Here is a 10,880-nt window from a genome sequence, read left to right as displayed (position 1 = left end):
CGCGCGATGTTGCTGGGTGCCGGTCAGCGGATCGTCTTCATCGGGGACAGCATCACCGACTGCGGCCGGCGGGACGCCGCCGCTCCCTACGGCGACGGGTACCTGAGCCTGGTCCGCGCGTTCGTCGACGCCCGGTACCCGGAGCGCGAGCTGACCTGGGTCAACCGGGGCGTCAGCGGCAACACCGTCCGGGACCTGGCGGCCCGCTGGAACGCCGACGCGATCGGCGAGCGCCCCGACTGGCTCGTCGTGATGATCGGGATCAACGACATCTGGCGCGCGTTCAGCCCCGGCCGGGAGGCCGAGGCGGTGCCGATCGACGAGTACGAGCGCACCCTGCGCACGCTGTTGCGCCGGGCGGTGGACGCCACCGGGTGCCGGCTGGTCCTCGCCGACCCGTTCCTCATCGAGGCGGACGTCGACGAGCCGCAGCGCGCCGAGACCGACCGGTACGCCGCCGTGGTGGCCGCCCTCGCCAAGGACTTCGAGGCGGTGCACGTGGCCACCCAGGCGGCCTTCGACCGGGTGCTGCGGCACAGCCCGTCGAGCCGCTGGGCCGACGACCGGGTGCACCCGGGGCTGCCCGGCCACGCGGTGATCGCGGACGCCTTCCTGACCGCCCTGGCCGCCTGAGGCCCGCCCGCCCTTGCCGCCTGAGGCCCGGCCGGGCCGGCCTGGTCGCCCGGTCCGCCGGCCGCGCGTCGCGGTCAGCGGCGGTTGGTGCAGACCTGGCCGGTCCGGCCGACCGTCTCCACCGACCACACCACCGCGACGGTGAAGCAGTAGTCGGCGGTCCGGTCCAGGCCGTAGACCAGCAGGCTCGTGCTGCCCGGCGGGAGGGTCTCGAACGCGCGCGGCTCCTGCCCGGACTGGCCCCGGGCGAGCACCACCGGCCCGTTCGCGCCGGCCGGGTACGTCCAGCGCAGCGCGATGTTGTCCCGGTTGTCCCGGAGGGTGAACCCGCCCGGCGGGGTGCCGGGGGACGCGGCGGCCCGGGGACTGGCCGGCGCTCCGCCGGGCGGTGAGACGCCGGACGGGTCGCTGCCCGGGGCGCCGGAGCCCGGCGGGGCGGTGACCGAGGGCGACGGGCCGGGGTTCGGGCCGTCGACCCGGGCGACCCCGGCGATCACCGCCGCCGCGCCGAGCACCACCACGGTCACCCCGCCGAGCACCACGAGCGGGGTGAGTCGGCGCTGTGGTGGTGCGGGCGGGCGGGGGACCAGTACCGGGAGCAGCCGGGAGCGGTCCTCCCGGGTCACGGGCGGGTGCACGGCCCGCACCCCGGCCGGCTCGTCGGTGGCACCGGCCAGGCCGACGACCGTCGGGGGCAGCGAGTTCGCCGCCGACCATCCCGGCTCGTCCGGCCACCGGTCGTCGTCCGCCGGGTACGACTGGCCGCCCCGCGCGTCGCCGTCGCGGGCCCACCGGTCGTCGTCGGCGCGGGCCGGGCCGCCGGGCGCGGCGTGTTCCCGGACCCACGGGTCGTCCTCGGCGGTCTCGGGTGCGGCGGGGTCCCGGGTCCACGGGTCGTCGTCGGCCGCGCGGCCGGGAGCCTCCCCGGGCCATCCCTCGTCGCCCCCGGGGCACGCGGCGGCCCCTGCCGCGGTGTGCTGGGCCGCCTCGTCCGGGGGCGTCCGGGGAGCCGGCACGCCCGGCGGGTGCGGGTCGTCTTCCGGCGGCCACGCCGGTTGGTACGTCGGCGGCCCCTCGGCGGCCGGCGGGACGCGGGCCGCCGGGACCACGGGTGCCTCCGCCGGCTCCTCCCGGTCGGCCGTGGGCGTCCGCGCGCAGACGTGGTCGGGGTTGGCGGCGGCCCGGGCCAGGCCCGCCACCTGCACGGCGAGCGGGTCGTCCGGGGCGAGGTGCTGCCGGCACAGCTCCCGGGCCAGGGCCAGGTGGTCGTGCGCCTCGGCGAACTCGCCGCAGTCACGCTGCATCGCCCCGAGCCGGGCCAGCATCTTGATGCCGCTGGGGTGGCCGTCCCCGTACACCTCCCGGTGCAGCTCCCAGGCGTCCTGCAACCGCTCCCGGGCCACCTCGCACTGGCCGCGGGCGTACTCCACGGTGGCCAGGTCGGCGTGGGCGGCCAGCACCCGCAGCGACTCCGGCCCGTCGGACGCGGTCAGCTCGATGATGACGTCGGAGTAGAGCCGGGCGGCGCGGGCGTAGCTGCCGACCCGGTGCAGCACCGCGGCAAGGGTCGCCGCCGCCGAGACCGTACGCGGGTCGGAGCGGCTGTACAGCCGGGTCGTCGCCGCGTAGGCGAACGCGGCCCAGCCCCGTGCCGAGTGGGGCTCGCCCAGCGCGACCAGCACCCGGGCCTGGAGGCCGGCGGCGTCGGCCAGCTCGGGGGAGGCGTGGTCGGGGCGCGGATCGGCGTCGCTCAGCGCGTCGGAGAGTAGCTGTTGCGCGCCGGCCAGGTCGCCGGCGGACACCAGGTGGTGCGCCTGGCCGGTCAGATCACCGAAGGCGGAGGACACGCCCCATCGTGGCCGTCCCGCGACAATATGTACAACCCCCCGACTATCGCGATTCGGCCATCATCCGGTCAGGTGGTCGGCGAGCGCCTCGCTGATCCGGCGGAGCTGGTCCACCTGGGCCGGGCTGAGCGCGTCGAAGAGGTGCCGGCGCACCCCCTCGACGTGGCCGGGCGCGGCGGCGGCGAGCGCGGCGAACCCGGCGTCGGTGAGCACGGCGACCTGCCCGCGTCGGTCGGTCGGGCAGTCCTCCCGCCGGATCCAGCCGGCGGCCTCCAGCCGGGTGGCGGCGTGCGACAGCCGGCTGCGCGAGGAGCCGGCCGCGTCGGCCAGGTCGCCCATCCGCAGCCGCCGGTCGGGCGCCTCCGAGAGCCGGACCAGGATCTCGTAGTACGCGTGCGGCATGCCGGCGTCGCGTTGCAGCTCGCGGTCGAGCGTGTCCATCAGCGCCCGGGAGGCGGCGAGGTACGCCCGCCAGGTGCGCTGCTCGTCAGGGTCCAGCCAGCGGGTCATGGCCCTCATCATAACCACTCTTGTTGAACGCTCAACCAAATGGCGCTAGCCTGGAGGGCATGGGAATCCACCGTCTCAACCACGCCGTCCTCTACGTCTCCGACCTGGCCCGCAGCGTCGCCTTCTACCGTGACGTGCTGGGCTTCCGGGTCATCCCGATGACCCCCGACGGGTTCCGGGGCGCGGCCTTCCTCCAGGCCCCCGGCTCCACCAACGACCACGACCTCGGCCTGTTCGAGCTCGGCCGGGCCGCCGGCCGCTCGCCCGCCGGCCGGTCCACCGTCGGCCTCTACCACCTGGCCTGGGAGGTCGACACCCTCGACGAACTCGCCGTCACCGCCGAGCGGCTGGCCGCCGCCGGTGCCCTGGTCGGCAGCTCCGACCACGGCACCACCAAGAGCCTCTACGGGCAGGACCCGGACGGGCTGGAGTTCGAGATCGTCTGGCTGATCCCGGCCGACCGGCTCGACGACGACGCCCTGGCCGCCCGCAAGCGGATCGGCCGCCTCGACCTGGACCGCGAGCGCAAGCGCTACGGCGGTCAGACCCGTGGCGGAGTGGGCATCTCCGTTCCGGCCTGAGCACCCGCCCGGGTGGGGAGCCGTGTCCCGGCCCCGTGGGCCGTGCGGTAGAACGACACCATGCCGACCGACACCGTCCTGCGCGAGCTGCTCGTCCGACAGCTCGACGCCTGGTTGCCCGTGGCGCTGCACCGCGCCCGGCGGGCCACCCTCGCCCTGGCGTACGCCGGGACCGACGCGGGGGGCGCGGACGCCGCGCTGCGGGCGGTGGCGGACCTCGCCGACCGGCTGCGCGGGTTCCGGCTGACCGTCCTCGTGCTGGCCGAGGGCGACGCGGCGCTGCCGGCCCGGCTGGGCGCGGTCGAGGCGACCCTGCCCGCCGAGGTGGCCGTGCACGTCATGCCCGGCGACCCGGGGCGGCTGCCGGTCGCGCTCAAGGCGGCCGGGGCGGCCGGCGCGCCGCTGCTGACGGTGGTCCACGGCGCGGACCCGACGCCGGCCCTGCTGGCCGCCGCCCGCACCGGCCGCCCGGCCGACCTGCTGCTGGTCACCGGCCCCGGCGCGCCCCTGCGGCCGGTGCTGGACGCGGCCGGCTTCCCGCTGGTGGCCGAGGTCGACCTGGTCGCGCCGGCCGAGGCCGGCCAGGTCTCGCCGGCCGGCGAGACGGCGGCCGGCCTGGCACAGGCGACGATGGCGACGGCGGGGAAGACGGCCGATGCGACCCCGCCCGGCGGGACCGTCGAGGGGCGGCGGGTCGCGTTCGCGACCGCGTCGGACCGCAGCCTCCAGGCGTTCAAGGACGCGCTCTGGGCCGTGGGACCCACCCCCGGCCTGCGCTACCGCGACCCGGCCGACCCGCAGGGCCGGTCCCTCGCCGTCGGGCCGGAGCCGGACGCGGGACCGCTGGGCCGGGAGCTGCTCGCCGAGCTTCGTCGCCGCGGCCCGCGTACGGTCACCGAGCTGCGCCGGCACGCCCTCACCGCGACGCCCTACCGGGCCGCCGACGCGACCCGGGCGGTGACCGGCCTGCTCGACTCCGGTGCGGTGACCCGCGCCCCGGAGCACGGCCGGCTCGGCGGGGACGTGGTGATCAGCGCCGGGCCGGGCGGCGGGTCAGCTGCTTGAGCACGATGGACGCCCCGGTGGCGACCACGCCGATGCTGAAGACCATCTGGAGACTGACCGCCACCCGAGCGATCTGCCCCTCGGCATGCACGTCCCCGTACCCGACGGTGGTCAGGGTGGCCAGGGCGAAGTAGATCGCGTCGATCCGGGTGTTCAGGTTGACGAACTGCCCGGGGGCGGACCGGGCGATGACGAGGTCGGCGAGCGCGAACGTGAACAGGCCGGCGACCAGGGCGACCGCGAGGTTGACCAGTGGCCGGAGCTGTACCTGTCCGGGGTCGTCCGCGACCAGGAGCTGTCGACGCACCAGGCCGGTCACCAGCCAGGAGATGAGGGCGACCAGGACCGCCGTCGCCGCCCCGCGCAGCACCAGCCGCAGCTCGTTCGGGTCCTGCTCGACCGGTACCAGGAAGTAGGCGACGGCCAGCAGCAGGCAGGCCAGCGCCGCGCGGCGGCGTTCCCGTCGGTAGGGCCGGTCCTGCGTCATGCGGGTGATTCTCCGCCCGTGCCCCGCCGCCGGGTGGCAATTCGGCCCACCGTGGCCGGAACGTCGAGCGGGGCGCCGGCGAACCGCCGGCGCCCCGCTCGAACCCGGGAGGTCAGGCCCGGGACTTGTCCTGCTTCCACGACAGCGGGCCGGGCAGGTCGACGCGGTGCGCCTTGGCCCGCGAGTTCCAGGACCATCGGCCGATCTTGATGCTCCACGAGGAGAAGCCGTTCTCGGTGAAGTTCAGGATGATCGGGCCGTACTTCTTGCGCTTGCGGAACATCAGGCCCATCGCGGGCCTCCCTTCGTCACCGTTTCCTGCCGTGTCGAGTTCCTGCCGTGTCGAGATCGGACATGCCCGAACCGACGATTCGCGAAACCTTCCCGTGTCTCCACTGGACCCCGTCTGCGCGCGCCGCGACAATCTCTACTCAGCGGATGGGTCTTGGGGGGTGATCGGTGCTGGTGGAAGCGGTGGACATCGGTCATGGAGACGTGGATCTCAGACTGTGGAAGGTCGTTGACCGGCCGCGCGGGACACCGGCACGATGAGCGGATGTCGCAGTGGGACGAGGTTCTCCGCACCGCTCGCGTGCACGTCGACCTGGCCCGGCACGCGGGCGCGCTCTGTTGAGCTGACCGGTCGGTCGGCTCAGCCCCGGCACCGTGCCCCGCTCGCCCGTCCGCTCACCGCGGGGCGGCGTGCCGCCACGTCCCGCCCGCCGGAACGCGCTCCACCGATCGTGGACCCACCTCCCTCGTGGACAGATCAGGAGACAGCCGTGTCCCCATCCCCGCGTCCGCTGCCGCCCACCCCAGCCGCGCCCACTCCGCGGGCCGGAGGCCACCGGGCGGTGCCGGCGTGACCACCGTGCACCGGCCCCGGGCCGGCGCCGTCGAGCTGCGCCCGGTCGACACCGACCTGTTCCGCGCCCTGCTGCGCCGGCAGGCGGCCACGGTCACCGTGGTCACCGCACCGGGGCCCTCCGCCGGCCGGGGGCGCCCACTGCTGCCGCCGGCCGGGTTCACCGCCACCTCGTTCACCTCGGTGTCGCTGGAGCCGCCGCTGGTGTCGTTCTGCCTCGCCCGGGCGTCGTCGAGCTGGCCGACCATTCAACGCGCGGAGCACGTGGCCGTGCACCTGCTCGCGGCCGGGCAGCAACAGGTGGCCCGCACCTTCGCCACCAGCGGCATCGACCGCTTCGCCGCGCACCCGGGCTGGACGGTCGGCCCGTTCGGGGTGCCGCTGGTGGACGGGGCGCTCGCGGCGCTGCTCTGCCGGGTGGTGCACCGGGTGACCGCCGGCGACCACACCATCGTCATCGCCGAGCCGCTGGCCCTCGGGTCGGGGGAGGACGGCAACCCGTTGGTGCACCACCGGGGCGGCTTCAGCACCACCGCCGGCCCGTGGGACGCCCTCGGCTGACCGCGCCGGCCCGTACCGGAGGGTCAGCCGCCGGGGTCGTGCCGCCGGCCGGGGCCGCGCCGCGCCCGCGCGGGATCGACGGTTAGCGGGGCTCCCCGGCGTGGCCCGGCCGGGCGGTCAGCGGGGCTCCCAGGCGTCCGGCCGGGCGATCAGCCGCCGCACGTGGCCGGGCAGCCGACCGCTGGTCAGCTCGGCCAGGCTCACCTCGTCGACCACCTGCCGGACCGCCGCCCGGACGGCCACCCAGAGTCGGGGCAGGTTCTCCGCCGCCCCCTCGTAGCTGGTCTCCTCCGGGCGCATCCCGCGCACCCCGGCCAGCGGACCGTCGACGGCCCGCAGGATCGCCCCGATGGTGACCTCCTTCGGCGGGCGGGCCAGCGTGTAGCCGCCCTCGGCACCCCGCTGGGCCCGGACCAGCCCGGCCCGGCGCAGGTCGGCCAGGACCGCCTCCAGGAACTTGCGCGGCATGTCCTGCTCCGCCGCGATGGCCTGGGTGGACAGCAGGGAGGGGTACGCGGTGGCGAGGCTCAGGGCCGCCCGTACCGCGTAGTCGCCGCGCGCGGAGATCTGCACCCCCTCATCATGCCCGCCCGCCCGGCCAGGTCGGATCGGTGGGCGGCCGTGGCCGGACGATCCGGCCTGCCGCCGCCCCGTCCCGCCCGCCGCCGGGGTCCGTCGGACGCTCCCGAAGGCCCGCCGCATGCTCCCGGCTGTTGCGCGACGACCCGCCCGGCGCGCCCGGCCGGCGGGCGCCGCCCGCGCGCCCGGCCGGCGGCTGCTCCCGGCCGTTGTGGTACGACGCCTGCTCCCGGTCGTGCTGGGGCGACGCCGGCTCCCGGTCGTGGCGGTGCGGCGCCGGGGCGGGGCCCTTTCGGCCCGGCGGCTGCTGCCGCCCGGCGGGCGTCGCCCGGCCCCGGGCCGCCCGGAACGCGCCGGGGCTCACCCCCACCTCGCGGGTGAAGAACCGGCCGAAGTTGGTCGGCTCCGGGAAGCCGATCCGGCGGCCGATCCGGGCGATCGGCTCGTCGGTGGCGGCGAGCAGCCGGCTGGCCTCAAGGGCCACCCGCTCGTCGATCACCTGCTTCGCGCTGCGCCCGGTCACCGCCAGGCAGGCCCGGGTGAGGGTACGCACCGAGCAGCCGATCCGAGCCGCGTAGTCCTCCACCCGGCGGGTGTGCTGGTAGCCGCGCTCGACCTCCTGGCAGAGCCGCCGGAACGTGGCACCCTCGGCGCGCCGCCCGGCCGGCGCCGGGTCCGCCGGGTCGGCGGGCAGCAGCGTGAGCCGCAGCAGCAGCACGGCGAGCTGGTGACGGAGCAGGGCGCGGGCGGCGGGTACGTCCGGTTGCCGCCGCAGGTCGACCACGAGCTGGGTCACCTCGTTGATCACCGCGTCCTCGTCCTCGCCGGCGAGCTGCCGGTGCGCCGGCACGTCGTCGCCGTCGGCGTCGAGGCTTGGGTTCCGCAGCAGGGCGGCGGGCGTCCAGCGCAGCACCACGGCGTCGAGCTGCTCCCCGGCACAGCGCAGCGCCTGGCCGGGGCGGACCCGCAGCAGGGTGCCGGGGCGGCAGGGCAGCGGCCGGAAGTCCAGCTCGGCGGTGCCGTGGCCACGGGTGACCAGGACCACGAGGTCCGCGTCGAGCAGGACCGGGCGTCGCCACTCGGGGTCCTCCGGGGCGAGGTCGCCGAGGGCGAGGGCGGCGATGCCGGCGGCGCGGGCGGCGGGCTCGGTGCGGGGCGCGGGCTCGGTGCGGGGCGCGGGGGCGGAACGGGCCGTCGCCAGGTCGGAGCGGGTCGACGCCTGGTCGGTGGGGGGTGCCGGGGAGGGCTGACCGGAGGGGACCATCGCTGCGACGGTAGCCCGCGTCCGAGCAGGTCGCATCCCGACAAGGCCCGGGTCGCCCCGCCGCACCCCGGCCCGGCGGCTTGTCGGGGCGCGGCGACCAGGCTAGGTTACCGATCGGTAGCGCCGGGTTCGGCGGACAGACCGGCGGCCCCGAACGGCGATGGGATGGGCATGACGGATCTGTTCTCGGTCGAAGGCAAGACGGTCCTGGTCACGGGCGGCTCACGGGGGATCGGGCTGATGATCGCCCGGGGCTTCGTGCGGGCCGGCGCGGACGTGATCATCTCTTCCCGCAAGGCGGACGTCTGCGCGGCGGCGGCCAAGGAGCTGTCCGCCGAGGGCTGCTGCGCGGCGATCCCCGCCGACCTGGGCCACGACGCGGGGGCCGAGGGCCTGGCCGCGGCCGTCCGGGAGCGGGTGGACCGGCTCGACGTGCTGGTCAACAACGCCGGGGCCACCTGGGGGGCACCGCTGGAGTCGTACCCGGAGAGCGCGTTCGACAAGCTCTGGGCGGTCAACGTCAAGGCCGTCTTCCGGCTCACCACCGCCCTGCTGCCGGCGCTGCGCGCGGCGGCCACCGGCGACGACCCGGCCCGGGTGATCAACATCGGCTCGATCGACGGCATCCGGGTGCCGTCCATGGAGGTGTACGCGTACTCGGCCACCAAGGCGGCCGTGCACATGCTCACCCGCGGCCTCGCCCACCAGCTCGCCGGCGAGCGGATCACCGTGAACGCGATCGCGCCGGGGCCGTTCGAGAGCAAGATGATGGCCTTCGCGCTGGAGGACCCGACGGCCCGGGCGGCGATCGAGCAGCAGGTCCCGCTCGGCCGGATCGGGCGCCCCGAGGACATGGCCGGCACCGCGATCTACCTGTCGTCGCGGGCGGGGGCGTACCTGACCGGCGCGGTGATCCCGGTCGACGGCGGGATCACGACGCACGGCTGAGCGCGTACCCGGCAGCAGCGGCCGGGGCCGCGCGGACTCGGCAGATCCGCGCGGCCCCGGCCGGCGTCGTGTCAGCGACCGGCGAGGAGCCGGTTCACCGCCGTGTCGACGTCCAGGTGCTCGGCCTCCCGGCCGCGTGGGACGACGACGTAGGTCCGCCGCAGGAAGCGCACCAGGACGCTGCGCGGCACCTCGAACAGGGCGTTGCCGTCCGGTGACGACAGCGCCAGCGCGACGAAGTCGCCGCGCGGGGTGGCCCACGGCCAGACCCGGACGTCGCCGATGCCGGCCGGCTCGTCCAGGCCGGTGACCAGCAGCTCGCGGGCGAACGACCAGCTCACCGCCTCGCCGCCGGCGGATTCGGCGTGGAACAGGACATGGACCGCATACGGATCAGCAGGGTCGTAACGCAGGCTGGCACGCACCGGCAATGCGGTGGCGTCAGGCGCGACGAGCCTTAGCGACGTCTCGACCTCTACGGTCGTCGGTCGGATGACACTCATGGACGTTCTCCCCCCGGCACCGCTGCGGAACGCGCGTGTCCCGCTTTTCCCATACTCAGGTGCTACTCCTGGCTACGCTCCGCCATACGCTGACTTCACCCAGTGGTGGGAAGGGGGTCGGAAACGCCGCTAGAATGTGAAAATTCTTGTACGATATCCGGTTCTGCCCAGTGCGTGATCCCGCCCGGCATCGGGGTGGTTCAGACGTCGACTTACTCCGGTAACGTCCAGTGGTCCGATGGAGTGACGGGCCGGGGCGACACTGGAGGACGAAATGGTCACGAACCGATCCTCAGTGGATGGGCCGGCCCGGCCCAGCCCCCCGAAAGGAGGGGTCCGAGCAGCCGAAAGGCGGGGGTACGCAGTGCCGAAGAATCAGCGCGACCGGCGCGGTCGGGGTGGCGTCGACGCCTCCTCGTCCGGGGGCGGGACGGCGGTCGCGGAGCGGCGCCCGAGGCGCTGGCGGCAGCGGCTGGTCAGCACCCTCGACCTGATCCGCGCCAACCCCACCGGCCGGGTCACCCTCAAGATCTTCATCTCCATCGCCGGCGCCCTGGTCGTCACCATCGGTGTCGCCCTGATCCCGCTGCCCGGCCCCGGCTGGCTGCTGGTGATCGCAGGGCTGGGCATCTGGGCCGTGGAGTTCCACTGGGCCCGCCGGCTGCTCAACTTCACCCGCCGGCACGTGCAGGGCTGGACCCGGTGGGCCACCAGCCGGTCCCTGCCGGTGCGGTTCGTGCTCGGGTCGGTGGGCCTGGTCTTCGTCGCCGTGGTGTTCTGGCTCTCGCTCAAGTACAGCCTCGGCATCGACCTGCTGGCCCGGCTGCTGCACTACCTCGCGACGCACTGACCCCGGATTCGCCGTCCGGTCCCTCGATCGGGTAGAGTCATCGGCGCTGAGGGCGATTAGCTCAGTGGGAGAGCGCTTCGTTCACACCGAAGAGGTCACTGGTTCGAAACCAGTATCGCCCACGCAGGTCAAGGCCACTTCCCGGCTTCGGGAGGTGGCCTTTCTGCTGTCGTACAGCAGTGAAGTA

Annotated in this window: 13 protein-coding genes and 1 tRNA gene; 7 read left to right on the top strand and 7 right to left on the bottom strand. The window is 75.5% G+C overall.

Annotation, left to right across the window (positions count from 1 at the left end):
• The first annotated feature begins 6 nt into the window (after window positions 1-6).
• Entirely contained in the window at window positions 7-633 is a 627-nt protein-coding gene (locus OOK41_RS25470; RefSeq protein ID WP_266266984.1) for an SGNH/GDSL hydrolase family protein, read from the top strand.
• Window positions 634-707: 74 nt separating this feature from the next.
• On the opposite strand, the gene OOK41_RS25465 is transcribed toward OOK41_RS25470, so the two are convergent.
• Window positions 708-2,480 (bottom strand): tetratricopeptide repeat protein, encoded by a 1,773-nt coding sequence (locus tag OOK41_RS25465; RefSeq protein ID WP_266266983.1) that lies wholly within the window; start codon window positions 2,478-2,480, stop codon window positions 708-710.
• A gap of 60 nt (window positions 2,481-2,540) precedes the next feature.
• The gene (locus OOK41_RS25460) at window positions 2,541-2,999 is read right to left on the bottom strand and encodes a MarR family winged helix-turn-helix transcriptional regulator (RefSeq protein WP_266266982.1); all 459 of its coding nucleotides are present in this window, start codon (window positions 2,997-2,999) and stop codon (window positions 2,541-2,543) included.
• A gap of 50 nt (window positions 3,000-3,049) precedes the next feature.
• On the opposite strand from OOK41_RS25460, the gene OOK41_RS25455 reads away from it, so the two are divergent.
• Window positions 3,050-3,571, top strand: a complete 522-nt coding sequence (locus OOK41_RS25455) for a VOC family protein (protein WP_117666835.1) — start codon at window positions 3,050-3,052, stop codon at window positions 3,569-3,571.
• A 60-nt stretch (window positions 3,572-3,631) separates the two neighbouring features.
• Complete coding sequence (locus OOK41_RS25450) at window positions 3,632-4,636, top strand: hypothetical protein (protein ID WP_266266981.1); 1,005 nt, start codon at window positions 3,632-3,634, stop codon at window positions 4,634-4,636.
• On the opposite strand, the gene OOK41_RS25445 is transcribed toward OOK41_RS25450, so the two are convergent.
• Together OOK41_RS25445 and OOK41_RS25440 are read right to left on the bottom strand one after the other, a co-directional pair.
• A complete protein-coding gene (locus OOK41_RS25445; protein ID WP_266266980.1) occupies window positions 4,602-5,123 on the bottom strand; it encodes a potassium channel family protein in 522 nt (173 codons plus the stop codon). The two genes, OOK41_RS25450 and OOK41_RS25445, sit on opposite strands and share 35 nt — an antisense overlap.
• Window positions 5,124-5,235: 112 nt before the next feature.
• Window positions 5,236-5,415: a DUF4236 domain-containing protein gene (locus tag OOK41_RS25440; protein WP_007075522.1), complete on the bottom strand. Its 180-nt coding sequence runs from the start codon at window positions 5,413-5,415 to the stop codon at window positions 5,236-5,238.
• Between the two features lie 570 nt (window positions 5,416-5,985).
• Here OOK41_RS25440 and OOK41_RS25435 point away from each other — a divergent pair.
• Complete coding sequence (locus tag OOK41_RS25435; RefSeq protein ID WP_266266979.1) at window positions 5,986-6,549, top strand: flavin reductase family protein; 564 nt, start codon at window positions 5,986-5,988, stop codon at window positions 6,547-6,549.
• A 117-nt stretch (window positions 6,550-6,666) separates the two neighbouring features.
• On the opposite strand, the gene OOK41_RS25430 is transcribed toward OOK41_RS25435, so the two are convergent.
• Window positions 6,667-7,122 (bottom strand): Rrf2 family transcriptional regulator, encoded by a 456-nt coding sequence (locus tag OOK41_RS25430; RefSeq protein ID WP_117666843.1) that lies wholly within the window; start codon window positions 7,120-7,122, stop codon window positions 6,667-6,669.
• A gap of 7 nt (window positions 7,123-7,129) precedes the next feature.
• A complete protein-coding gene (locus tag OOK41_RS25425) occupies window positions 7,130-8,392 on the bottom strand; it encodes an AraC family transcriptional regulator (RefSeq protein WP_266266978.1) in 1,263 nt (420 codons plus the stop codon).
• A gap of 171 nt (window positions 8,393-8,563) precedes the next feature.
• Here OOK41_RS25425 and OOK41_RS25420 point away from each other — a divergent pair, with 171 nt between their 5' ends.
• A complete protein-coding gene (locus OOK41_RS25420) occupies window positions 8,564-9,340 on the top strand; it encodes an SDR family oxidoreductase (protein WP_266266977.1) in 777 nt (258 codons plus the stop codon).
• 71 nt (window positions 9,341-9,411) lie between these two features.
• On the opposite strand, the gene OOK41_RS25415 is transcribed toward OOK41_RS25420, so the two are convergent.
• Entirely contained in the window at window positions 9,412-9,843 is a 432-nt protein-coding gene (locus OOK41_RS25415; RefSeq protein ID WP_007457244.1) for an SsgA family sporulation/cell division regulator, read from the bottom strand.
• A 274-nt stretch (window positions 9,844-10,117) separates the two neighbouring features.
• Here OOK41_RS25415 and OOK41_RS25410 point away from each other — a divergent pair, with 274 nt between their 5' ends.
• Both OOK41_RS25410 and OOK41_RS25405 read left to right on the top strand, forming a co-directional pair.
• Window positions 10,118-10,693 (top strand): TIGR02611 family protein, encoded by a 576-nt coding sequence (locus OOK41_RS25410; RefSeq protein ID WP_117666847.1) that lies wholly within the window; start codon window positions 10,118-10,120, stop codon window positions 10,691-10,693.
• 50 nt (window positions 10,694-10,743) lie between these two features.
• Window positions 10,744-10,815: transfer RNA gene (locus OOK41_RS25405), tRNA-Val, on the top strand.
• The last annotated feature ends 65 nt before the right edge of the window (window positions 10,816-10,880 follow it).

Origin of the sequence: Micromonospora sp. NBC_01655 (genome assembly GCF_026339755.1) — a bacterium.
Taxonomy (GTDB): domain Bacteria; phylum Actinomycetota; class Actinomycetes; order Mycobacteriales; family Micromonosporaceae; genus Micromonospora.
Note: the sequence above shows the minus strand (reverse complement) of the source record. Positions and strands in the feature narration are given on the sequence as shown.

Excerpts from the sequence above, each read along its gene's own strand:
- OOK41_RS25450 (WP_266266981.1), top strand. The coding sequence starts at position 3,632 with ATGCCGACCGACACCGTCCTGCGCGAGCTGCTCGTCCGACAGCTCGAC.
- OOK41_RS25425 (WP_266266978.1), bottom strand. The coding sequence starts at position 8,392 with ATGGTCCCCTCCGGTCAGCCCTCCCCGGCACCCCCCACCGACCAGGCG.
- OOK41_RS25420 (WP_266266977.1), top strand. The coding sequence starts at position 8,564 with ATGACGGATCTGTTCTCGGTCGAAGGCAAGACGGTCCTGGTCACGGGC.
- OOK41_RS25470 (WP_266266984.1), top strand. The coding sequence starts at position 7 with ATGTTGCTGGGTGCCGGTCAGCGGATCGTCTTCATCGGGGACAGCATC.
- OOK41_RS25460 (WP_266266982.1), bottom strand. The coding sequence starts at position 2,999 with ATGAGGGCCATGACCCGCTGGCTGGACCCTGACGAGCAGCGCACCTGG.
- OOK41_RS25410 (WP_117666847.1), top strand. The coding sequence starts at position 10,118 with ATGGTCACGAACCGATCCTCAGTGGATGGGCCGGCCCGGCCCAGCCCC.
- OOK41_RS25415 (WP_007457244.1), bottom strand. The coding sequence starts at position 9,843 with ATGAGTGTCATCCGACCGACGACCGTAGAGGTCGAGACGTCGCTAAGG.
- OOK41_RS25445 (WP_266266980.1), bottom strand. The coding sequence starts at position 5,123 with ATGACGCAGGACCGGCCCTACCGACGGGAACGCCGCCGCGCGGCGCTG.
- OOK41_RS25455 (WP_117666835.1), top strand. The coding sequence starts at position 3,050 with ATGGGAATCCACCGTCTCAACCACGCCGTCCTCTACGTCTCCGACCTG.
- OOK41_RS25440 (WP_007075522.1), bottom strand. The coding sequence starts at position 5,415 with ATGGGCCTGATGTTCCGCAAGCGCAAGAAGTACGGCCCGATCATCCTG.